Annotated in this window: 20 protein-coding genes; 11 read left to right on the top strand and 9 right to left on the bottom strand. The window is 34.8% G+C overall.

All coding sequences use genetic code 11. The annotated features are described in order from the left end of the window. Positions 1 to 11 precede the first annotated feature (11 nt). From UH1x_RS03080 to UH1x_RS03070, 3 genes are all read right to left on the bottom strand, one after another. Entirely contained in the window at positions 12 to 737 is a 726-nt protein-coding gene (locus UH1x_RS03080) for an SIMPL domain-containing protein (RefSeq protein ID WP_482625024.1), read from the bottom strand. A 78-nt stretch (positions 738 to 815) separates the two neighbouring features. Then, positions 816 to 1,703, bottom strand: a complete 888-nt coding sequence (locus UH1x_RS03075; RefSeq protein ID WP_482625022.1) for a DUF4249 family protein — start codon at positions 1,701 to 1,703, stop codon at positions 816 to 818. Between the two features lie 3 nt (positions 1,704 to 1,706). Then, positions 1,707 to 4,139: a TonB-dependent receptor gene (locus UH1x_RS03070; protein WP_482625020.1), complete on the bottom strand. Its 2,433-nt coding sequence runs from the start codon at positions 4,137 to 4,139 to the stop codon at positions 1,707 to 1,709. Between the two features lie 191 nt (positions 4,140 to 4,330). Between UH1x_RS03070 and guaA the strand changes: the two genes are divergently transcribed. Genes guaA through UH1x_RS03050 form a run of 4 tightly spaced genes read left to right on the top strand, consistent with a single transcriptional unit; the run spans position 4,331 to position 9,008 of the window. Further along, positions 4,331 to 5,863 (top strand): glutamine-hydrolyzing GMP synthase, encoded by a 1,533-nt coding sequence (gene guaA, locus UH1x_RS03065; RefSeq protein ID WP_482625018.1) that lies wholly within the window; start codon positions 4,331 to 4,333, stop codon positions 5,861 to 5,863. Between the two features lies 1 nt (position 5,864). Further along, positions 5,865 to 8,081, top strand: a complete 2,217-nt coding sequence (locus tag UH1x_RS03060) for a LysM peptidoglycan-binding domain-containing protein (protein WP_482625017.1) — start codon at positions 5,865 to 5,867, stop codon at positions 8,079 to 8,081. Between the two features lies 1 nt (position 8,082). After that, positions 8,083 to 8,487: an OsmC family protein gene (locus UH1x_RS03055; RefSeq protein ID WP_482625015.1), complete on the top strand. Its 405-nt coding sequence runs from the start codon at positions 8,083 to 8,085 to the stop codon at positions 8,485 to 8,487. Further along, a complete protein-coding gene (locus UH1x_RS03050; protein ID WP_482625013.1) occupies positions 8,475 to 9,008 on the top strand; it encodes a DUF922 domain-containing protein in 534 nt (177 codons plus the stop codon). The genes UH1x_RS03055 and UH1x_RS03050 overlap by 13 nt, the downstream gene beginning before the upstream one ends. 117 nt (positions 9,009 to 9,125) lie before the next feature. On the opposite strand, the gene UH1x_RS03045 is transcribed toward UH1x_RS03050, so the two are convergent. Further along, positions 9,126 to 9,995, bottom strand: coding sequence for a hydroxypyruvate isomerase family protein (locus UH1x_RS03045; RefSeq protein ID WP_482625012.1), 870 nt, complete (start codon positions 9,993 to 9,995; stop codon positions 9,126 to 9,128). A 50-nt stretch (positions 9,996 to 10,045) separates the two neighbouring features. On the opposite strand from UH1x_RS03045, the gene UH1x_RS03040 reads away from it, so the two are divergent. The 3 genes from UH1x_RS03040 (at position 10,046) to yidC (ending at position 13,899) form a co-directional block, all read left to right on the top strand. Next, positions 10,046 to 10,288: a DUF3820 family protein gene (locus UH1x_RS03040; RefSeq protein ID WP_482625010.1), complete on the top strand. Its 243-nt coding sequence runs from the start codon at positions 10,046 to 10,048 to the stop codon at positions 10,286 to 10,288. A 50-nt stretch (positions 10,289 to 10,338) separates the two neighbouring features. Further along, positions 10,339 to 11,976: a CTP synthase gene (locus UH1x_RS03035; protein WP_405413719.1), complete on the top strand. Its 1,638-nt coding sequence runs from the start codon at positions 10,339 to 10,341 to the stop codon at positions 11,974 to 11,976. Positions 11,977 to 12,045: 69 nt separating this feature from the next. Continuing rightward, complete coding sequence (gene yidC / locus UH1x_RS03030; RefSeq protein WP_482625008.1) at positions 12,046 to 13,899, top strand: membrane protein insertase YidC; 1,854 nt, start codon at positions 12,046 to 12,048, stop codon at positions 13,897 to 13,899. A 255-nt stretch (positions 13,900 to 14,154) separates the two neighbouring features. On the opposite strand, the gene UH1x_RS03025 is transcribed toward yidC, so the two are convergent. After that, the gene (locus UH1x_RS03025; protein WP_482625006.1) at positions 14,155 to 16,182 is read right to left on the bottom strand and encodes a fasciclin domain-containing protein; all 2,028 of its coding nucleotides are present in this window, start codon (positions 16,180 to 16,182) and stop codon (positions 14,155 to 14,157) included. Positions 16,183 to 16,487: 305 nt separating this feature from the next. Here UH1x_RS03025 and mnmA point away from each other — a divergent pair, with 305 nt between their 5' ends. The 3 genes from mnmA to UH1x_RS03010 all read left to right on the top strand — a co-directional run bounded on the left by mnmA (position 16,488) and on the right by UH1x_RS03010 (position 19,763). Beyond that, a complete protein-coding gene (mnmA, locus tag UH1x_RS03020; protein ID WP_482625004.1) occupies positions 16,488 to 17,678 on the top strand; it encodes a tRNA 2-thiouridine(34) synthase MnmA in 1,191 nt (396 codons plus the stop codon). 89 nt (positions 17,679 to 17,767) lie between these two features. Beyond that, positions 17,768 to 18,709 carry an NAD(P)H-dependent flavin oxidoreductase gene (locus UH1x_RS03015; protein ID WP_482625002.1) on the top strand — a complete coding sequence of 314 codons (942 nt, stop codon included), beginning with the start codon at positions 17,768 to 17,770 and terminating at the stop codon, positions 18,707 to 18,709. A 118-nt stretch (positions 18,710 to 18,827) separates the two neighbouring features. Continuing rightward, complete coding sequence (locus tag UH1x_RS03010) at positions 18,828 to 19,763, top strand: 3-keto-disaccharide hydrolase (protein WP_482625000.1); 936 nt, start codon at positions 18,828 to 18,830, stop codon at positions 19,761 to 19,763. 57 nt (positions 19,764 to 19,820) lie between these two features. Here the strand turns inward: UH1x_RS03010 and UH1x_RS03005 are convergent, their stop codons facing one another. The 3 genes from UH1x_RS03005 to UH1x_RS02995 all read right to left on the bottom strand — a co-directional run bounded on the left by UH1x_RS03005 (position 19,821) and on the right by UH1x_RS02995 (position 22,483). Continuing rightward, on the bottom strand, positions 19,821 to 20,039 hold the full coding sequence (locus UH1x_RS03005) for a putative signal transducing protein (protein ID WP_299324561.1): 219 nt from the start codon (positions 20,037 to 20,039) through the stop codon (positions 19,821 to 19,823). Positions 20,040 to 20,126: 87 nt separating this feature from the next. Beyond that, entirely contained in the window at positions 20,127 to 21,386 is a 1,260-nt protein-coding gene (locus UH1x_RS03000; protein ID WP_482624998.1) for a sensor histidine kinase, read from the bottom strand. A 383-nt stretch (positions 21,387 to 21,769) separates the two neighbouring features. After that, positions 21,770 to 22,483 (bottom strand): pirin family protein, encoded by a 714-nt coding sequence (locus UH1x_RS02995; protein ID WP_482624996.1) that lies wholly within the window; start codon positions 22,481 to 22,483, stop codon positions 21,770 to 21,772. A 168-nt stretch (positions 22,484 to 22,651) separates the two neighbouring features. On the opposite strand from UH1x_RS02995, the gene UH1x_RS02990 reads away from it, so the two are divergent. After that, positions 22,652 to 23,122: a hypothetical protein gene (locus UH1x_RS02990; protein ID WP_482624994.1), complete on the top strand. Its 471-nt coding sequence runs from the start codon at positions 22,652 to 22,654 to the stop codon at positions 23,120 to 23,122. 1 nt (position 23,123) lies between these two features. Here UH1x_RS02990 and UH1x_RS02985 read toward each other — a convergent pair whose 3' ends face one another. Continuing rightward, positions 23,124 to 24,458, bottom strand: coding sequence for a DUF58 domain-containing protein (locus tag UH1x_RS02985; RefSeq protein ID WP_482624992.1), 1,335 nt, complete (start codon positions 24,456 to 24,458; stop codon positions 23,124 to 23,126). Positions 24,459 to 24,463 lie beyond the last annotated feature (5 nt).

The following is a 24,463-nucleotide window of genomic DNA, read 5'->3' as shown; positions in this document are numbered from 1 at the left end:
AAGTAACACTATTACTTTACTTTGTATTCTAGGCGCATGGTAATAGATGCTGTTTTATTTTTAGAAGAAGTATTGTATGCACCGCCCCAGCTATAATCTTCTCCAGAATTTTGACCTGTAATTTGAAAAACCCCCATATTGGCAGAAACTAGATCTCCCAAATTACTACCCGCATTTTCAGCTATTTTCTCGGCACGTATTCTAGCATCTTCGGTGGCTTTAGAGATCATTTCAATTTTAAGGTCGGCTAATTTTGTGTAGTAATATCTTGGTGGTGAAGAGTTGAATTGGACCCCTTTGTTCAATAATTCGGTAATTTCCCTAGATACACCTTCTATCAAAGCAACGTTTTCAGATTCTATTTTTAGAGTTTGAATTAATTGATAACCTCTAAAAATACTACCAACATAATTTCCATTCTCATATTGGTTATCTCGCATTTCTGTAGTCTGTACACTATTGAAAATTATGCTGTTCGCATCAATACCTTTTGAGGTTAAATATTTGCGAACAATATCCTTGTCGCGGTTTAATTGATCAAAAGCTGTTTTTAATACGGTACTGTTTGTAGAAAATTGACCTTCCCAAACAATGAGGTCAGAGGTGAAATTTTCATTGCCTAAACCGGTAACGGATATCATTTGTGGCGGGTTCGCCCTTTGTATATATGCGTTGCCTAAAAAATATGCAGCGATAACAATTGCTGCTCCAAAAATAATTGCACTAATGTGTTTCATGAAAAAATAGTATTGTCAAATCATCTTATGCTAAGCTAGTCATTATTTTTATGTTCAATAGAGGTATTATAGCAATAACTAATCTTTAAGATCAATAACCTTTTCAGTAACACTGTATCCAGAAAAAACACCAATGGCACCTTCATCTAAAATGTTGTTAGGAGCAATCACATATTCTACAAATGGATTACCATCTGCATCACTATTAGTTTCAGAAGCTTTTAGATTATCAAAAAGTACTTTCTCGGTATGGGCAACTTGTAAGGTTACCGATACATCAGAGTAGTATTCGCTATCGGCATAAATTAGGGTTTTGCCATTTAACTGTGTGCCATTGCCTAAATTGTCCGTTAAGAACTCATCGTCATCAAAAAATAATGGAAAAATATCTTCAAATGGTTCTTCATTCTCAAATTGAATGGTACTACTGATATATCCACCTAAAATGTAATAATTGTTTTCATCTGCAAAATCCATAAAGTTCAAATTAATAACAGCAAATTCATAGCCATATTCATCTTCTTGAAACTCAACGATTTCATTTATTGCCTCTAGCTGTTTAGGAATTTGGCAGGACGCATTAAACTCTTTTTCTGCTACAATTACTTTTAAGTTATAAGTATCACCATGTGTAATCTGTAAATTTGTAGCACTGGTTACATAAGTATTTATTTCATTATCATAATCTAAAACAACACTTTGTCCTTCGGTATTTGATAAGGTGACCAAAGCGTCTTTAATTAGAAATTCTTCGGGAAATTGATAATCTTGGTTTACTTTAACCGGAGTTCCTATGGCGGGTAGCGCTTTAGTGACAGATATTTTTAAGATAGTATCATGTGGTGAGATATACCCAATGATAGAAACCTGCTCTTCTGTGTCTAAAAGTTCATCGGCATCTACAACTTTTTGGCATCCTATTAATAAAAAATATAATCCTAATAATGCGAGTAATGCTTTTCTCATATCTTAAAATTTGAATATATAATTTATTGAAGGAATTAGAATAAGAACAGAAGTTCTTGTAAGCTCTTTTTCTTCTGTTGCGTTAGGGTCGTTAAAATCGTAGTTGTTGTAGTCCACGGTATAAATAAATGGGTTTTGTCTCGCATAGGCATTATATAGTGAAATAGCCCAAGTGCGTTCTCTTCCTTTCTTTTTCTTTTTATGAAATTGCCATCCTAAATCTAATCTATGACTTGTTTCCCCTCTAAAGTTATTACGTTGTGTAGTAATATCTTGTACGCCTCTATTAAAATAGTTAGAACCACCAATGGGGAAGGTGCCTTCTATTCTTTGTAAATTAGGTAAGGTATAGTTGTTACCCGTAGATAAGACCCAAGTAGCAGAAAATGTAAATCTATCGCTAGGTTTGTAAATACCCACCGCAGAAATATCATGTCTTCTATCGTAACGGTCATAAAATTTATTGCCAAAGTTCAGTTCGTCAAATTGTCTTTCTGACCATGAAAGTGTGTAACCTAACCAACCTGTTAGCTTGCCAGTTTGCTTTCTAAAAAGTATTTCTGCACCATAGGCCCAACCTTCGCCGGCGGTAATATTCTCTTCCCAATCTAAGTCTGCACCAGATTCTAGATTATCTAATGCTAAGAATGATGCGCCCTCTTTGTAGGCAATAATATCATTCATGTTTTTATAATATCCTTCAAGGGATAGGGAATAATCTTTTTCAAAAAAATCTTTGGCAATACCTACGGCAAATTGCTGGGAAGTTTGTGGTTTTACGTTATCTGTAGAGGAGACCCATAAATCTGTTGGTAGTCCAATTCCAGAGCTAGATAATAAATGAATGTATTGATTCATTTTAGCGTAAGAAGCTTTTAGTGCTAAATCTGGTTTTAAACTATATGATAAACCCAACCTTGTTTCTGGGTTAATATAGTTTGTGTTATTATAATTAAAATAACTTAGTCTTAAACCAAGCGAAGACCTAAGCTTATCGGTTATTTTCCAATCATCTTCCATATATAGAGCCCCTTCCAAAGAATTAAGTTCTTCTGTTTTATCTATATTATCAGCGAATGTATCTTTTAAAAGAACGCGTTGTGGTGTAAAGCTGTGATTAGTAATTTCTGCTCCAAAACGCAATGTATTTTTGCTGTTAGGGTAATAATCAAAGCTGCTTTTAAGGGTAAAGTCTTCTATACCGGAATTGGTCTTAAATAAATACTCAACTACATTATCATCAAAAGTGTCTGTATATTCATCAGAGATATTGAAGTCGTAATTACTATATATTAATGAGGTGTTTGAGAATAATTTATCGTTGAACTGATGATTCCAACGTAATGTAGAGGTGATGTTTCCCCACCCCAGCTTCACTTTTTCATCAGTAAACTGGTCTTTGAATGAACTATAAAATTTATCTCTGCCATAATAGTTGCTCCAATATAGTTTATCTTTTTCGCTAAAAATATGATGTATTTTAAAATTTAAATCGGCAAAATAGTATCCGCCTTTACCATTTTCCTCAGAAAGGAACGGTTGAGCCAAAACATCTGCATAGGTGCGTCTTCCACTAAAAATAAATGATGTTTTACCTTTATTAATTGGTCCTTCTAAAAGCATAGATGAAGATATAAGACCAATATTTACTTTACCCGATAGCTTTTCTTTATTTCCATCTTTCATGTCTATCTTAATGACAGATGATAATCTACCTCCAAATCTGGCAGGGAATCCTCCTTTAAATGCTTCTACAGATTTTATGGCATCACCGTTAAATACAGAGAAGAATCCAAATAGGTGATTTGAATTATATACAACTGCATCATCTAGAATAATTAGGTTTTGGTCTGGTGTACCACCACGTACAAAGAAACCAGAGCTTCCTTCAGATCCCGCTTGTATGCCGGGTAATAATTGTAATGTTTTTAATACATCTTTTTCACCCAGTAATGCAGGTATATCAGCTACCGTAGAAGGGTTAATCTGTATTTTGCTCATTTGGGTGACCTTACTTTCTTTTACTTTACTGTCAGCACTTACAGTAACTTCGTCAAGTGATTGTGTGTCTGTTTCAAGAGTGATATTTAAAGAGAGGTCATTGTTAATAACAATCTCTTTAATTATTGTAGTGTACCCAATTGTAGAAATGTAAACGGTATGCTTTCCTTTTGGCAGTGAAAGCGAATAAAAACCGTAGTCATTTGTAGTTGTTCCTCTTTTTAGCTCAGGAACATAAATAGAAGCACCTAAGAGATTTTCTCCACTACCGCTCTCGGTAATGTAACCACTAATGGTAAAGTTGTTTTTTGGTTCTTGATAATTGTTGATATCTACATTAAAGCGATTTTCAGTAGAACTTGTGTGGGCTACTTTTCCATAAGACTTGCAAATAAGTCCTAGGAAAAATAAGCTGTGGTATATCTTATTTTTCAAAAGGCTAGTGTTGTTTATTAATGGTGCCTAAAAATAAGTAGATTTTTCCTACACTGATTGTTAAGAAAAATACAATTCATCTTTTATTATGATTTGATGGGCTGTAAGGGAATTTCAATTTTAAAACTATTTGTTAAAAAATATAACCGAAATAAGATGGTTTCAACATTTGGTTTTTGCTATTTTTGCCCATGCAAAATAAAGTCCTGATACTAGATTTTGGTTCACAATACACCCAATTGATTGGAAGACGCGTACGTGAGCTGAATATTTTCTCTGAAATTAAACCTTATAATAAATTACCAAAAGACCTTTCTGAGTATAAAGCGGTGATTCTTTCTGGATCTCCTTTATCGGTTAGGGGCGAAGATGCCGTTCACCCGGATCTGTCTGAAATACGTGGTAAAAAACCATTATTGGGCGTTTGTTATGGTGCACAGTATTTGGCACATTTTCATGGTGGTAGTGTAGAAAAATCCAATACAAGGGAATATGGTCGTGCCAACCTTAGCTTTATTAAGGAAAACGAACCATTTTTTGATAACGTAGATACAGGCAGCCAAGTTTGGATGAGCCATGCGGATACTATTAAGCATTTGCCAGAAAATACAACCTTGCTGGCAAGTACCCATGATGTACAAAATGCAGCTTTTAAGTTTCAGGGAGAAGAAACATATGCAATTCAGTTTCACCCTGAAGTATATCACTCTAAGGACGGAAAACAGGTTTTGGAAAACTTTTTGGTGCATATTGCCGGAATGGAACAAACTTGGACTCCAGATGCCTTTGTTGACAAAACCGTAGCGGAGCTGAAAGAAAAGATTGGTGATGAAAAGGTGATTTTAGGATTGTCTGGTGGTGTAGATTCATCTGTAGCAGCTGTATTATTGCATAAGGCGATAGGGAAAAACCTTCATTGCATATTTGTAAACAACGGTCTTTTAAGAAAAAATGAGTTCACCGATGTATTGAAGCAATACGAGGGTATGGGCTTAAATGTAAAAGGTGTAGATGCTTCGGCACGTTTTTTGGATGATTTGGCTGGAGAGAGTGATCCAGAAACAAAAAGAAAAACAATTGGTCGTGTATTTGTTGAAGTTTTTGATGATGAGTCACATTTAGTTGAGAATGCAAAATGGTTGGCACAGGGTACTATTTATCCAGATGTTATTGAATCTGTGTCTGCAACTGGTGGTCCATCACAAACTATAAAGAGTCACCATAATGTTGGTGGTTTGCCGGATTATATGAAATTGAAGGTGGTAGAGCCTTTGAAGATGTTATTTAAAGATGAGGTAAGAAGAGTAGGGGCTAGCTTGGGTATCGATAAGGCATTGTTGGGTAGACATCCTTTTCCAGGTCCTGGTTTGGCAATTCGTATCCTTGGCGATATAACGCCAGAGAAAGTGGCTATTTTACAAGAAGTAGATGCCATTTTTATAGACGGATTAAAGAAATGGGATTTATACGATAAAGTATGGCAGGCAGGTGCCATGTTATTACCTGTAAATAGTGTTGGTGTAATGGGCGATGAGCGTACATATGAAAAATGTGTTGCACTTAGAGCTGTAGAAAGTACGGATGGTATGACTGCCGATTGGGTGAATCTGCCGTATGAGTTTCTGCAAAAAACATCAAATGATATTATTAATAAAGTCCCTGGGGTCAATCGTGTCGTATATGACATAAGTTCAAAGCCGCCAGCAACAATAGAATGGGAATAGTATGAAATATATGTTTAATCAAATTTACTTAATAGGGTCGTTTTGTTTATTGGTGTCTTGCACGGCAATGGCGCAAAAATTCGATACCCATCAAGTAAAATCAGGAGAGACTTTAGAAAGCATTTCTAAAATGTACGGAGTTTCAACATCAAGTATATTACAGTATAATAAAGAAATTAAGGAAGGTCAGAAGTTAAGATCCAATACCATATTGGTAGTGCCTGGTAAAAAGATTGTGGAGCAGACAAGTGCACCTATATCTAATACGCCAACTTCTACTACAGTAACGACGACTAGGAATACTACGGTTGTTCAGGACTCTGTTAAGGCAAGAGAACCTATAGGTTATACGGAGCATCGTGTCAAGAAAAAAGAAACCATTTTTGGCATCACTCAAATGTATAATATAACAGAAGATGAGCTGAAAAAATATAATCCAAAGTTGTACGCTTCACCACTTCAAAAGAAGATGGATTTACGTATTCCTAAATACCGCGCTCCTAAGGTGGAAGCGGTTACAGGTAATACTGATGATTTAGAAAAGTACATTGTTGCGGCAAAAGAAACAAGGTGGAGTATAGCGCATAAATATGGTATAACCATAGAGCGAATGCTAGAGCTAAACCCTGGGTTGTCTACGGCGAATAATTATTTATCAGAAGGCTACGAATTAATGATGCCTAAAATTGCGGGTAGTACCGTAAAAAATCAGGTAACTCAATTATATACTTCATATACAGTGCCTGCCAAAATGAATTTCTATCGTTTGGAAAAGGAATTCGGAGTTAAATCAGACGAGATAGTTCGTCTAAATCCTGAGATTACTGAGAGAGGAGGATTGAAAGAAGGTATGATTATTCGTATTCCTGAGCAAAAAGTAGAGACCGGGGAAATTAATACGGATAACTACATTTTTTATGAGGTGAAACCAAAGCAAAATGAATTTCGATTAACTAGAAAATTCGGAATGACTTGGGCAGAGTTGGTTGCTTTGAATCCTGATTTAAAAGATGGTCTAAAAGCAGGAATGGTTTTAAAATTACCAAAAGACAAGGTTGGTGATTTTGAAGTTAGAAATGCGTTAGTATTGGATAAGGTAAATTTATTGGATAGTATAAATGTTACTGTAAAACCAAAAGTATTGTTCTTATTACCTTTTAGATTAGATAAACTTGATCTAAGTAACAAAGCGGCAACTGAAAAAATCATTGATAATAGAAATAGCTTAAAATATAGTTTGGGGCTTTATTCTGGAGCATTGGTAGCAATTGATTCTATGAAATCATTAGGGGTTTCTATAGATGTTAAAACTTTTGATAATCAATTGGATTTAACTAGGACAAAGCAGGTTTTACAAGGCGAGCAATTAGGTGGTTATAGTGCTGTTTTTGGTCCTTTAGATATGCCATCTTTGAAAGAAACCGCGGTACAGGCATCTAAATTTAATGTTCCTGTTGTAGCGCCAGTACCTGCTAAAAGCGAGTTAAGTTTAGATAATGTTTTCTTTTCATATACCGATGAAGAGGTATTGTGGAAACATATGCTAGATTATGTAGAAGCCAACCATACGGAAGAAACACTTTTGATTATAGCGGATGAGGATAACAAAAAGGAGAAAGATGCTATTCTTAAAAGATTTCCGACAGCTAAAGTAGTTGTTGTAAAAGAAGAAGAGAAAAATATTGGTATTAACAGAGATAAATTGCAAACTCTATTATCTGATCAAGTACCTAACTGGGTCTTTGTAGAATCTGATAATTATAAATTGATTGCCAGTGTGGTATCTATATTAAATTCATTTAATAATACCGCTTTTGATCCATTATTAGGTAAGGATAAGGTGAGTGTACGTATGTTTACAACAGATATGAATTCGGCATTTGAAAAAGATGTAATTTCAAATACGCATTTATCTAACTTAAAATTTACATATCCTTCTGTAAATCGTCAGGTAGCCAATAATTCATTTGTTGAGCGATATAGAAAACGTTTTGGCGATGATCCAGATAAATATGCGGTAAGAGGATTTGATCTTACTTATGATCTTTTGTTGAAACTAGCATATAATAATAACCTAATAGATGTTTCAAGATTTATTGGTGAAACGGAATACAGTGGTAATAAATTCAATTACCAGAGAAAAGGAGTAGCTGGTTATTATAATCAGTCGTCTTATATAATGATGATGGATGATTTAAGAATAAAAACAATAGAGTAGAATGACATCAAAGGTTACTTACAACGGCGAGTTAAGAACAGAATGTATTCATTTACAATCGAACGATTCTTTTGTTACGGATGCACCGGTAGACAATAACGGATTAGGACAGGCATTTTCACCTACCGATACTGTTGCTGCAGGTTTGGCAAGTTGTATGTTGACAATGATGGGCATTAAGGCAAACGGATTGGAAGTAGACCTAAAAGGCACTACAGCATCTGTCACCAAACATATGGCAGCTTCACCAAGAAGAATTTCTAAAATAGAAGTTGAGGTTCATTTGCCAAAAGAAATATCAGATAAGAACAGAAAAATTTTGGTGCACACGGCAAACACTTGCCCTGTGCATTATAGTTTACATCCAGATATTGAGAAAGTAATCACTTATAATTGGGACTTATAAAAAAGGTACATTTTATTATATTTCTTTTAGCGCTACTGAGCATCTCTAATGTTCAGAGTCAAGAAGTAGTGTCTTGGGAACCTGATTTTAGATTTACTTGGGACGATTTTAAAGGAGCTGCTCCCATGACTTCAAGAGCAGCAGCAACCACGGCAAGTGGTATAACCTACCGTTTTTCCACTTTTTACGAGAATAATGAATTACAAGTAGATTATAAGGTATTTGCCTATTTTTATCCAACAAAGTCATGGTATAAACCGGCGCTCTGTAATGACATAACCTTACTACACGAACAATTGCATTTTGATATTACCGAACTTTATGCACGCAAATTGCGAAAGAAATTGGAAGAGACGAAATTTACCAAAAACGTAAAAGAAGAGATTCGTAAAATCTACAAGGCCACCATTCGCCAACTAAATGATTTTCAAAATAAATACGATTCAGAAACCAACTATTCTAGAAATCTACCTGTACAAGAACGTTGGGTAAAAGAGATAGAAGATGCTTTAAATCAATAAGACTTAAAATTTTTCGGTATAAAAAAGCACTTCTTAGAGAAGTGCTTTTTTATTGATTCGAGCATTTAGACTACACTCTAATTGATATTTTAGAATTAAGAAAAGTTATTATTAAAACTACACATCACAAATAGTAACGCCTTGTTTTAAAGCATCTATTTTGTTTTCCCAACTAGGTACAAATTCTTGTGCTACGTGACCGGTATAACCCGTTTTTAAAATAGCCTTCATTACGGCAGGGTAGAAAATTTCCTGTGTTTCATCGATTTCGTGTCTGCCAGGGTTTCCGCCAGTATGGTAGTGTCCGTAGTATTGGTGGTAATTTTCGATATTTCTTATAATGTCGCCCTCCATAATTTGCATATGGTAAATATCATATAGCAGTTTAAAATGTTCAGAACCTATAGCTTCGCAAAGAGTTACGCCCCACTCAGAAGTATCGCACATATAGTCTTTATGGTCCACCTTACTGTTTAAAAGTTCCATTTGTAAAACAACACCGTGCTTTTCAGCCAAAGGCATTAATTTTTTTAATCCAATGGCACAGTTACGTAAACCAACTAGGTCGTTCATTCCGTTTCTATTACCACTAAAGCATATAAGGTTGGTGTACCCGGCTTCAGCTACTAACGGAATAACACGTTCGTAGTCTGCAATTAATTCATCATGTAAAGAGAGGTCGTTAAAACCTTTTTCAATACCCATGCCAGCACCCCAACACATGGCAGCGTGGATATTATATTTTTTTAAAAGCGGAAATTCATCCGGTCCCACTAGATCTACAGAACGTATTTCTAGTTCTACCAAATTTTTAAGAAAATCTTCAAAAAGGATGCTACCATAGCACCAATAACAAACACTATGGTTAATATTGTACTTTAGTTTGGCGGTAGCTTCGTTTTTATTGTTATTTGCTACTGCAGCTGAGGTGGTTAAGAATCCGACAGAAGCAGCCGCCGAGGTTCCAATAAAATTTCTACGTTTCATGTTGTTGTGAGTTGTTGATTTTTTTAAAGATAATTTTTTTAGATTAAAAGATGGAAATAAATCCTGATAAGGAAAAATTAATAGAATTGGCACATTACAGAATGCCATTTGGTAAGTTTAAGGGGAGGTATCTAATAGATTTGCCAGAACCTTATTTAGTTTGGTTTAAACAAAAAGGATTTCCTGATGGTAAATTGGGAGATTTGTTGCAATCTATGTTAGAAATTAAAATAAATGGCTTAGAATCGATAATTCGAAAAATACAAAAACATTTTCCTAAGGAAACCCGTTAAGTTCTCACCTCAATTTGTAACTTTGTGTCCCGTAACATAGAAATTGATACATGGCACAAACCAAATACATCTTCGTTACGGGAGGCGTTACTTCTTCGTTAGGAAAAGGCATCATTGCTGCATCTTTGGCGAAATTACTGCAATCTCGCGGCTACAAAACTACCATTCAAAAACTAGATCCTTACATTAATGTAGATCCAGGAACTTTAAACCCTTATGAGCATGGCGAATGTTATGTAACTGATGATGGTGCGGAAACAGATCTAGATTTAGGTCATTATGAGCGTTTTTTAAATGTTCGTACCTCTCAAGCGAACAATGTTACTACAGGTAGAATTTACCAAAGCGTTATTGAAAAAGAACGTAGAGGGGAATTTTTAGGTAAGACCGTACAAGTGGTTCCCCACATTACAAATGAAATTAAAGAACGTGTTCAGGTTTTAGGTAAAAGCGGTGAATATGATATTGTGATTACTGAAATTGGTGGTACGGTAGGGGATATTGAATCTTTGCCATATATTGAAGCGGTTCGTCAACTTCTTTGGGAACTTGGAGATAACAATGCTATTGTAATTCATTTAACTCTTGTACCTTATTTATCAGCTGCAGGTGAATTAAAGACCAAACCTACACAACACTCTGTAAAAACACTTATGGAAAGCGGTATAAAAGCCGATATTTTGGTGTGCAGAACAGAGCATGAGATTTCTAATGATATTAAAGATAAACTAGCGCTTTTCTGTAATGTAAAGCGTGAAGCGGTCATACAGAGTATTGATGCATCTACAATTTATGATGTGCCGTTATTAATGCAAGAAGAAGGTTTAGATACCGTAACCTTACAGAAATTGGCATTGCCTAATGAAGTAGCTCCAGATTTAGGTCGTTGGAACGAGTTCTTGGCGAGACATAAGAACCCAAAAGATGAGGTTACTATAGGTTTAGTGGGTAAGTATGTAGAGTTACAAGATTCATATAAATCTATTCTAGAAGCTTTTATACATGCGGGAGCTGCTAACGAGGTAAAAGTAAAAGTAAAATCTGTTCATTCAGAATACATTACAGCTGCCAACTATGAGAACAAGCTAAAAGGATTGGATGCTATTTTGGTAGCACCAGGCTTTGGTGAACGTGGTATAGAAGGTAAAGTGAAGGCTGTTGAATATGCACGTGTAATGAATATTCCATTTTTGGGTATATGCTTAGGTATGCAGATGGCAGTTATTGAATATGCACGTAATGTGTTAGGTCTTGCAAATGCAAATTCTACAGAGATGGATGAAAACACTCCTGATCCGGTAATTAGTATTATGGAAGAACAAAAAAGTATTACCGATAAAGGTGGTACAATGCGTTTAGGTGCTTGGGATTGTGAATTGAAGGAAGGTAGTCTTGTTAAAGAAATGTATAATGGTGAGTCTCAAATTTCTGAGCGTCATCGTCATAGATATGAGTTTAACAACGCATATTTAGAGCAATTAGAGAATGCAGGTCTAAAGGCAACAGGTTTTAACAAAGAAACCAATTTGGTTGAAATTGTAGAGTTAGAAGATCATCCTTGGTTTATTGGCGTGCAGTATCACCCAGAATATAAGAGTACGGTAGCTAATCCACATCCTTTGTTTGTTGGCTTGGTTAAGGCTGCATTAGAGCATAAAAATGCACAAACTAATGCCACATTGGCATAAACATCATATTTGGACATATATTTGCTTTCTTAAAAACTCAAAATATTCCCAATTAATTAGAAATACCACATGGAAGAAAAGAAATTTGATGTACAATCCATAATTGGCTTCGTGCTTATTTTTGGAATACTCATCTTCATGTTTTACCAAAATCAACCAACTCCAGAAGAGTTAGAGGCAGAAAAGGCAAAGCAAGAACAAGTAGAGGCTGCAAAGGCATCAGAAAATTCAGGAACAGAAACTGTTATCAATGATGTACCGCAATTAGATTTACAAGATTCTACTGCAGTTGCCTATTACCAAGGTAAACTTGGTGCATTTGGTTTTACAAAACCTTCTAATGACATTACTACTTTTGAGAATGAAGTACTTTTATTAAAGATTAGTAATAAAGGTGGACAAATTGTAGAAGCGAAAATGAAACAATTCGTTACCTATGATTCTGTGCCTGTATATTTAATAAAGGATGGTAATGCTTCTTTCGGATTGGATTTTGCCACTTCTGATAATAGAACATTGAATACCCGAGATTTATATTTTGAGCCAACAATGTCAAATGACAATGGTAATAAGGTATTATCATTAAAAGCTAAGACATCTGGTAATCAATATTTAGAGTATAGATATGTTATTAAGCCGAACGATTATTTAGTTGACTTTACGATCAAGTCTAAAGGTTTGGACAATGTTATTAGCACAAGTAAGCCCGTAACCTTAGATTGGAAATTAAAAGGGATACGCCACTCAAAAAGTATTCAGTATGAAAACAGGTATACGCGTTTAACCTATAACCATGAAGATGGTAAAATAAGTAAACTTTCTGAAGGAAGTGATGACGAGGAAACTGAAGAAGATATAAAGTGGATTTCATACAGACAGCACTTTTTTAGTAGTATTCTAGCAGCTGATGAGCCTTTTAAAGGTGGTGATCTTACTTCTGTTAATTTAGTGGAAGAAGAAAGTAGAACTTTTGGTTTTACTAAAGAATATGCATCTGCTTTACCTGTGGAATTGGAAGGTGGAGAAATATCTAAAGATTTACATTGGTATTTTGGTCCTACCGATGTTGATACCTTATCTCAGTATGAAGATTTAGGTTTAGTAGATTCTATTCCTTTTGGTTGGGGTATTTTCGGGTGGATCAACCGTTATGTGTTTACACCTTTCTATGGTCTAATCAGTACCTATTTCCCTTACGGTATAGCAATTGTTATTATGACGATCTTAGTTCGTTTGGCAATGTCGCCGGTAACCTATAAGTCGTATTTATCTCAAGCGAAGATGAAGGTGTTGAAACCTGAAATCACGGAGTTAGGGGAGAAGTACAAGGACAATGCGATGAAGAAGCAGCAAGAAACCATGAAATTGTATGGTAAGGCTGGGGTCAGCCCCATGAGTGGTTGTATACCCGCGGTCATTCAAATGCCTATTTTCTATGCGCTTTTCATGTTTTTTCCAACATCGTTCGCATTACGTCAAAAATCATTTTTATGGGCAGATGACCTTTCGTCTTTTGATACTATTTATCAGTTCCCAGAAGGGTTCTCAATTCCTTTCTATGGAGACCACGTAAGTTTGTTTCCAATATTAGCTTCCATAGCAATTTTCTTTTACATGAATATGACTACGGGTCAGAACATGCCAACACAACCTGGTATGCCTAACATGAAGTTTATCATGTATCTAATGCCATTTATGATGTTGTTTTTCTTTAACAACTATGCGAGTGGTTTAAGTTTGTATTATTTTGTGTCTAACTTAATTACCATAGGTATTATGCTGGTCATTAAGAATGTTATCATAGATAATGATAAGATACATGCTCAAATACAAGAGAACAAGAAGAAACCTAAAAAGGAGAACAAGTTTCAAAAGAAAATGCGTGAAATGATGGAGCAAGCAGAAGCGCAGAAGAAGAATTAAAAAAACTTCATATACTCATATAAAAATAAAAGCCCTTTCAATTTTGAAAGGGCTTTTGCCATTGGTTAAGGCTTGGTTTGGTAAGATTTGGGATGTCAAAGATGTAATTAATTAAAGGTTCTATAAAAAGTTAGTTGTCAAGGTTGATTAATTGTATGTTAAAAGAGTGTATAATGATGTTAGCCATTTTAAGGCATAAAAAAACCTTCCTATTTCTAGGAAGGTTTTCTTTTGTGTTGAATTGAATCGTATTTATTATAGGGCATCAAGTGCTGCCTGTGGTAAAAGTACCTTGTTGATTACATGAACTACGCCGTTACTAGCTTCTACATCTGCCATAACTACAGTAGCATTATCTGCACTTGCATCCTCAACATGTACAGTACCATCTTCTTTAATATTAATACCTACATTTTCACCTTGAAAAGTTGTAATAGACTGTCCGTTACTTAAATCAGTTGAGAAAGCTGCAGTACCAGAAACAACATGATATGTAAGAATGGTCACCAATAAATCCTTTTCAGCTTCTGTGTCAAAATCCGCCAAACTATTGTAATCCTCACCTAAAGAATCTAATAAAGTAACAAAAGCATCGTTGGTTGGGGCAAATACCGTAAATGGGCCGTCGCCACTTAATGTTTCTACCAAACCAGCATCTGCTTGACCAAGAGCGTCTACTAATAAACTTAAATCGTCTGTTTCAACAGCAATCTCTACAATTGTTTTTAAACTCATTGCGGCTAACATATCTAAAACCTCTTGTGGCAAAATTACTTTATCAATAACGTGTACGACACCATTAGTTGCTGCTACATCTGCCAAAGCAACATTTGCATTGGTTTCGGTTGCATCCATAATTTGAACACCATTGTCGGTTAATACTACTGTTACGTTTTCACCTTGAACGGTTTCAATAGCTTGCCCGTTAGTTAAGTCAGTTGAAAAGGCAGCTGTACCGGCAACCACGTGATAAGTTAATACTTTGGTTAAAAGTGCTTTTTCCTCTTCAGTATCAAAATCTGCAAGACTATTAAAATCATCACCTAATGTTTCTAACAAAGCGGCAAAAGCGGCATTTGTTGGTGCAAAAACAGTAAAAGGACCGTCACCATTTAAAGTTTCTACTAAACCGGCATCAGCTTGAACCAGGGCATCTACCAATAAACTTAAATCATCTGTAGCAACAGCGGTATCAACGATAGTTTTTAATTGTAGACTGGTAACGAAATCTATAGCCGCTTGTGGTAATAAGACTTTATCTATTGTATGTGCAATACCGTTAGATGCCATAATGTCTACACCTGTAATATTTGCGTCAGTATCAGAAGCATCGCCTATAACAAACGTGTCGCCCGAAGCTATAATTTCAACGCTATTATTTTCCAACGCCGTAGCAACTTGCCCCGCAGCCAAATCAGTTGATTTTACTTCTGCAGCAACCACATGAAATAATAAAATATTCTTTAATAGAGCAATTTCTTCATCGGTATCAAAATCATCAAGACTATTGTAATCATTACCTAGAACCTCCAATAACGCAACAAAAGCATCATCGGTAGGAGCAAAAACGGTAAACGGGCCGTCAGAACTAAGAGTTGCAACCAAATCAGCTTTGATTACTGCAGCTTCTAATAGCGATAGTGGTTCTGTAGCTACTACTATATCAACTAAAGTTCCATTTTCCTCAGGCATTTCTTCGCCATTTAAGGCGTCGATAATAGCTTGTGGTAACATTACTTTATCAATAACATGAACCACTCCGTTACTTGCTTCCACATCAGCAATAACAACTTGGGCGTCTACCTCAGTTGCATCATCAATAAATACATCACCATCTATATTAATAGTCAAATCTTCACCTTGAACAGTGGTAACTGTCATTCCGTTGGTAAGGTCTGAAGAACTTGCCGCAACACCTGAAACAACGTGATAAGTTAAAATAGAGGTTAAAATTGCTCTTTCTTCATCTGTGTCAAAATCGGATAGTGATTCAAAATCATCTAATTGATTTAATAATGCTGTAAAAGCATCATTTGTTGGGGCAAAAACGGTAAAAGGACCTTCAGAACTCAATGTACCAACTAAATCTGTTCCTTCAGAATTATCTGCAGTAGTAAGTGCGGAAACCAATGAAGAAAGAGCATCTTCTGCCTGGGCAGTTTCAACAATGGTTAATTCGTCAGATGTCATAGGTTCCACATCATCATCGTCACTACAAGACCATGTAACCATTGCAATGGTGAGTAGCAGTAAAAAGTTTCGTAATCTCAACATTTTTTTCATAACTGTGTTTTTAAATATTGTTTAATTAAGTGTGAAAGATGTTTAACATTAAATGCAATAAAATACATTTATGGTAATAAATCATCTACAATGCTAAAAATACGACAGTTACTTATTGTTTAACTAAATTTTAAAAAAGTTTAACAAAATATTTTTAACTCAAAAAAATATGTAAGTAAAAAGGAAATTGGCTGAGCAACGAATTTTACTATGCTTATCGTTAAAGGTTTATGGGAAAAGCAGTGTTTGAAAAAAATAGACTTTGAAATGAAATTTCGTAATTTTGTATCGACCAAGAAGAAGAGATGAAAAAAGTAGTAATAGGACTTTCTGGAGGAGTAGATTCAAGCGTGGCGGCATACCTTTTAAAAGAACAAGGTTATGATGTCATTGGTTTGTTTATGAAGAATTGGCATGATGATTCGGTAACGATATCAGAAGAGTGTCCGTGGTTAGAAGATAGCAACGATGCATTAATTGTCGCTGAAAAATTGGGTATTCCATTTCAAACAGTTGATTTAAGTACTGAGTATAAAGAGCGTATAGTTGATTATATGTTTAAGGAGTACGAGATGGGACGCACCCCAAATCCTGATGTGCTTTGTAATAGAGAAATCAAGTTTGATGTCTTTATGAAAATAGCTATGCAGCTTGGAGCAGATTATGTAGCTACCGGTCATTACTGTAGAAAAGGCACTATCAAAAATACAGACGATACCGAAACCTACCAGTTGTTAGCGGGGAAAGATGGTAATAAAGATCAGTCTTATTTTTTATGTCAATTATCGCAAGAGCAATTATCAAAAACATTATTTCCAATAGGGGAGTTGACCAAGCCGCAGGTTAGGGAAATTGCAGCAAAGATGAATTTGATAACTGCTGATAAAAAAGATTCACAAGGTTTATGCTTTATAGGTAAGGTTAGATTGCCGGAGTTTTTACAACAACAGTTAAAACCAAAAACAGGTAAAATTGTTGAAGTTCCTGCCGGGTTTGATGCTTACGAACGTGTAACACCTCATTTCAATGATAAAAACTCGGAATTAGAGTTTTACGCGGAGAAACCTGTATACCATTTAACAGACGGTAAGGTTGTTGGTGAGCATCAAGGTGCACACTATTTTACCAAAGGGCAACGGAAAGGGCTGCACGTAGGTGGAACAAAAGAGCCTTTATTTGTAATAGATACCGATGTTAATGAGAATATCATTTATACAGGTCAGGGTAAAGCACACCCAGGGCTGTATAGAAGAACTTTATTTGTAAAGGATGAAGAAATACATTGGGTGCGTACAGATCTAGCCTTAGATATTGATGAGAAATTAGAAGTAAAAGCACGTATTAGGTATCGTCAAGAACTTCAAGAAGCTACTATTTATAGAGTGGAAGGTGGTATGTATGTAGATTTCAAAGAAATGCAATCCGCAATTACCGAAGGTCAGTTCGTGGCTTGGTATTTAGATGATGATCTAATAGGATCTGGTGTTATATCTTAGATAAGAGTTTACATTTTAAGAAGCATAATAGTATCTTTAAAATGAAAGCTTTTATGCGATATTCGAGATTTTTATAATTTATCAAATACATGCAAAATAGAATTACCGAACTTTTCAATATTGAATTTCCTATTATTCAAGGAGGAATGATTTGGACCAGCGGATGGCGACTAGCCAGTGCTGTATCAAATGCTGGAGGATTGGGAGTTATTGGTGCCGGGAGCATGTACCCTGATGTTTTACGAGAGCATATTCAAAAATGCAAGAAAGCCACCTCAAAACCTTTTGGAGTAAACATCCCTATGTTGTATCCTGATATTGATAAGTTGATGGATATTATCATTGCCGAGGGTGTAAAAATTGTGTTTACATCAGCAGGAAATCCTAAAACTTGGACCTCCTTTCTAAAAGAAAAAGGTGTTACCGTGGTGCATGTGGTAAGTAGCTTGAAATTTGCTTTAAAAGCTCAGGATGCCGGTGTAGACGCAATTGTTGCGGAAGGCTTTGAAGCAGGCGGTCATAATGGTAGAGATGAAACAACAACTTTGGTTTTGATTCCTGCAGTGAAAGAAAAAATAACTATACCTTTAATTGCAGCAGGAGGTATTGCCACAGGTAGCGCCATGTTAGCTGCAATGGTTTTAGGTGCAGACGGAGTGCAAGTGGGTAGTCGATTTGTAGCTAGTGAAGAAGCATCGAATCATATGAATTTCAAAGAGGTAGTAGTCAATTCCAAAGAAGGGGATACGCAGTTGACATTAAAAGAATTAGCTCCTGTTCGTTTAGTTAAAAACAAATTCTATAACGAAGTGCAAAAAGCATATGCTCACGGAGCAACTACCGATGAGTTGAAATCACTCTTAGGTAGAGGTCGTGCTAAAAAAGGTATGTTCTTAGGTAACTTAGAAGATGGCGAACTAGAAATTGGTCAAGCATCAGCTTTAATACACGAGATTAAACCTGCAGGTGAAATTGTAAAACAGTTGATGAGAGAATTTGAAAAGAGGAAAGCAGAACTTTCCTCTTTTTAGATAATCCTAATTTAATATTAGTAAAATTAGATTTTATTTTTTCAATATTTTACAAGTTGTTTAGAATCAATAATTGAAACTTCTTTTATATTTGATTACTTATCAAACCAATAATTATATGAATACTATAAAAACAGCTGCTTTCATTTTTTTGATGGCTTTCAATTTAAACCTACTACAAGCCCAAGAAGGTCATCCGTTAGAAGGAAAATGGAATTTGACAATTGATCAAGAAGGCAAAAAATTACCATCATGGTTAGAAATTAGACATTCCGGCACCAATACTTTGATCGGTAGATTTACGTATGCTTTTGGTAGCGCAAGACCAGTTGCTGAGATTGAAAAGCATGGAGAATTATTTTCATTTGAAATTCCGCCACAATGGGAGCCAGGAGCTTCTAATATGGAATTTGAAGGTAAAATAGAAGGAGAAGGTTTAACAGGAACCATGATTTATGTAGATGGAAAAACGTATAATTGGAAGGCTACAAAATCCCCAAAACTACCGTATTATGACAATGCGAAAGAGGGCAAGACCGTGAAGCTTTTTAATGGTAAAAACTTAAAAGGATGGGAGATGAAACCAGGAAATCAATGGGCGGTTTTAGATGGTATATTGACTAGCTCAAAACCCGGAGTAAACTTAGTGTCAGAAGAAAAATTCAAGGATTTTAAATTACATGCAGAATTTAGATACCCAGAAGGGAGTAACAGCGGTTTGTATTTACGTGGTCGCTACGAAGTTCAAATTGCAGATAATATAGGATTAGAGCCTTCTTCAATTTATTTTGGAGGGATTTATGGTTTGCTAACACCTAACGAAAATGCGGCTAAGAAAGCAGGTGAATGGCAAACGTATGACATTACTTTAATAGGTAGGAGAGTTACCATTGCCGCAAATGGAAAAACTGTAATTTCAAATCAGAATATTGAGGCGATGACAGGTGGCGCTTTAGACAATAATGAAGCTGAAGCTGGACCAATAATGATTCAAGGAGATCATGGTCCAGTAGAATTTAGAAAGTTAGAGATTACACCTTTGAGTAAAGGATAGATTTATAAGATATGTTTAATAAAAAAGCCTCCAATTTTGGAGGCTTTTTTATTCATTTTAGTTGATTTCGGTAATTATAGCCAAGGCTCTAACTTCTTCATCTTTATTCACAAATATTTCGACCAACTCGGGTAAAGGAGTACCAAAACCTGCTAAGCGTGCAGATTCAGTTTCATCTTTAAGAATAGGTTCAATATTATTTTCTTTTAATGCAAGTTCTACGCGTTGTGCTGCAATGCTATTGCCACCGAATACTTTTATATAATTTGAGTCCATTGTAATTAATTTTAGTTAATGGTTTTTAAGAACATTCTATTTTTTGAAATGAGTAAATAGTTTCAAATTCGAATCTAATGGTATGTTTTAATTAACACTAATAGTGTGTTCTTGAATGTCTTCTTGTTCTAACGAATTAGTATTAATTGTAAAATAAAAGGTACTACCTACATTCTCTTCTGACTCTACCCAAATTTTGCCTAAGTGATGGTCTACTATTTTTTTGCTACCGTACAGACCTATACCGGAACCTTCAAATTTAGATTGATTATGTAGTTTATGAAACGCATTGAAAATATTCGCTTGCTGTTCTTTTGGGATACCTATACCGTTATCAGAAACACTAAAAAGATATTCATTCTCTTTTTTCTCAGATGCTATAGTAATTACTGGGTCTTTGGTAGCGGTTCTAAATTTTAATGCGTTATGTATCAAATTTTGAAAGAGCATTCTAATATCATTTGATCTTGCCGTTATTGTCGGCAATTCACCAACGGTAATAGTAGCATTTGTCTCTTTTATTCTTTCTGAAAAATCATCTATAACATGTTGAACTATATTTGAGATATCCACACTTTTCATTTCGCTAGAATTCCCTATTTCGGCATATTTTAAAAGTCCCTCCACCAAATTTGTCAGTCTTGTAGAGCTGCCTTGTAAATGCTTTAAATAGCTGTTGAAATTTTCATAATTGGATAAAGCATGTTGTTTTTCCAACTCTGTAGCAATAACATTGATATTGTTTAGTGGTCCTCTTAGGTCATGTGTTACTATAAATGTAAACTCCTCAATATGAGTGTTTTTTAATTCTAGTTCATTGTTTAAAACGGCTAATTTACTGTTTTGAAGTTTTAAATCATTTTGAGCTTTTTTTAAATTTAACTCACTTTCTTTTAAAGCTTCAATATGATTTTCTAAATCTGTTGTGTATGTTCTGGTTTTATTTTGGTCATACATTCTAAAGGTTAATGAAAGCCAGCCTAAACAGGCTAAGAAAGCAAATATTTCATCAAAGGGTACATCAATAGTTCCTAAAATTGGTCCGTAAATAGAGATATAAACGGTAGGAATAATAAATGCTAGAATATCAAAAACAATTATCAGGTTTCTTAATCTAGGGTTTCTTCTAAAACCAATAAATGCTAAAAAACCCATAGTGGCAAATGCAACTGCCTGACCAAAAAAGCCTCCTATCAAAAATATTAAGGTCATGAACATCACCGGCGGAAACAACGTCATGTAAATTCTAGTTGCATGGTGAAGTTTTAAACGATTTAATAAGAACCCTATTCCGAAACCAATAGCAACGATACCTGCTAAAATCTGCTCGGTATATGAATGAAACATTAGCGTATATATAAACACTACAAAAGTGAAAATACTTGACACGATGGTTATAAGACCAAATTCGTCCAAAAAGTTTCTGCTTTTCTGACTGTTATTTTTTGAAGTCGTATTAAGTTTTGGCAAACTATTTAATTTAGTTTATAATGACGTTTTCAATTTTTAAGATTGATTTCTAATTATGTGTAGAAACTTGCTTAAGAATCAATTAATCTATGATTTAAGTTAAATCTGATTTAAAAAAATACGACTAGTTGGGGGAGATATTAATCACATCATATTTTACTTAAATATAAGAAAGTAGCAGCGTTTATTACTAAAAAAGACACCTTTATTTAGTGTCTTTTAGTATATAACCATTTAAAAAGAAGATTCTAAAGTACCTTTTAAAATGTCATAGGAACTTCCATGAGAAGTATTTTAGATTTTCTATTTATTTTGAAATTAAAAGTATCAGTTTCCCAAATTCCAAATCCGTCACGTTCATTTAATTTCTGATTTGCAATTTCTATTTCTCCATTTAGTACAAAAATATATACTCCGTTCTGTTTTTGTTTTAAATCATAAGAATCTGTTATTCCAGATTCATAATCACCAAGATAAAACCAAGCATTTTGATGAATCCATACACCTGCATCATCGGCGTTAGGTGAAAGTACTTGATACAAGCTGTTCTTGGTAGCAATATCAGCAATAGAGATTTGATCATAACGAGGTGTAACCTCTTCTTTATTTGGGATAATCCAGATTTGAAGGAACTTAACCTCTTGATCCTTGTTCTTGTTATACTCGCTATGTGAAATTCCTGTACCGGCACTCATTACTTGAACATCACCAGACTTTATAACAGTTGAATTACCCATGTCATCCATATGTTGAAGGTCACCTTCCAAAGGAATGGATATAATTTCCATATTTCTATGAGGGTGAGTTCCAAATCCTCGACCTGCAGCTACTGCATCATCGTTTAATACACGTAGTGCTCCAAAGTTCATTCGTTCTGGATTATGATAATTTCCAAAACTAAAACTATGGTATGAGTTTAACCAACCGTGGTCTGCATGACCTCTGGTGTTAGATGTATGTACTATAGTTTTCATTTTATTTACTTTTTTAGATAGATTTTTAGTCGTGATTTAGGAATAAAATTTACTATGGTCTACTGCTTTAAAATTACAATTAAATACTTGGGTTTTTATTAATGCCTTTTGTTGGCAAACATACTTTTCTTTAAATAAAAACGTTATTCACAAAAATCCCCTCGTTAAATGAAATACGTAATTAGTTTAATTTTAGTATTCTTTTTTTATAGTTCTTACGCCCAAACAAGTGCTGATGCTGCCAAACATTTAGGTGCAGGTATAGTAGTTGGTGGAGTAGGTGGATACGCAGCTCACAAGCTTTCTAATGGAAATACAGTTTGGCGATGGACAGGAGCTGTTGGCAGTGCTTTTGCTGCAGGTCTGGCAAAAGAGGCTATCTATGATTCTTCTAGAGGAGCAGATTGGGAAACAAGAGATGTTGTATTTACCACCTTAGGCGGAGTAATATCTGCTTTGGCTTTGGAGGTTTTTACTGGGAGCGGAAGTAATGGTAGAGGAGGTAATAGAAGAGGTAAAAGCTGTGGTTGCTTGGTGGCACAAATAGACCAAACCAATCAAATTCAGTTACCCGTATTCGTAGAAAACGGAACTGGTGATATTTCTTCAGAATTGCAGGCGGCTTATCTTCTTCGGTAGACTATAAAAGTCCCTTCGCTTTTATTTCTAAATATTTATTAATTGTATTAATGGTTAAATCCTCAGGTTTAGTTAAAATAGTCTGTATACCATACTTTCTTAGTTCATTTACTATTAATTGTTTTTCATAGATGAATTTCTCTGCAATAGCTTGTTCGTAAACTTCAAGAGTACTATTTGGTTTCTCTTGTGCAAAAGAAAATAACTCTGTATTCTCAAAGAAAATGACCACCAATAAATGTTGTTTGGCTATTGCCTGTAAATAAGGTAATTGACGATGTAAAGCATCTAAGGTTTCAAAATTAGTGTATAATAATAGCAGGCTTCTTTGAGGTAAATGCCTTTTTGTGTCAATGTACAATCTACTAAAATCACTCTCAACAAAATTAGTCTCCAGATTATATAGTGTTTCTAAAATAAGGTTCATTTGAGAACTTCTACGTTCGGCAACAACCCTATTTTCAATTTTATTGCTAAAAGAAAACATACCCGCTTTATCATTCTTTTTAAGTGCAATATTGCTTATTACCAAAGTGGCGTTGATGGCATAATCTAATAAGCTAAGGGACTTAAAAGGCATTTTCATTACTCTACCTTTGTCTATAATAGAATAAATAGGTTGCGATTTTTCGTCTTGAAATTGGTTGACCATTAACTGACCTCTTTTTGCCGTTGCCTTCCAATTTATATTACGAATATCATCACCTTGTATGTAATCTTTAATTTGTTCAAACTCCATCGTATGGCCAATACGTCGAATTTTTTTAATTCCGAATTCAAATAAGCGATTGCTAAAAGCTAAAAGGTCATATTTACGAAGTTGTAAAAAGGATGGATAAACAGGTACTTCTTTATCTTGGTCAAATGTATATTTCTTGGCCAAAAAACCAATGGGGGATGTAGCGAATACGTTTAAATTTCCAAAACTATAAACTCCACGTTCAACAGGTCTTACATTATAATTATAAAACTTTTGTTCTCCTGATTTTAATACGCTATGAAAATTAAAATCGCGTTTTTGAAATTGGAAAGGAAGTTCATCTATGATGTTTACATGGCTTGTAAATAGGTATTGATTAGTGACCTTGATTTTGATTTTATTTTCATCGCCATTAGAAAGTTTGTCAGGTACAATTCTATCGGCAATTATGGTTCCTTTAGACAAAAATAAAAGGATAATGTCTACAATTGTAAGGGCTAAAAATAGATAAAAGAGAAGCTTGGCTACAAAAGATATATTTTCAAAAATATAGGATACTAAAAAGCACAAGATGATTACTGTCAAAGCCAGAAAGAATCTTTTTTGAAGAAATATATTTTTGAAAACCTTTTTCACGATAA

This window comes from Maribacter sp. UH1 (assembly GCF_056839145.1).
Note: the sequence above shows the minus strand (reverse complement) of the source record. Positions and strands in the feature narration are given on the sequence as shown.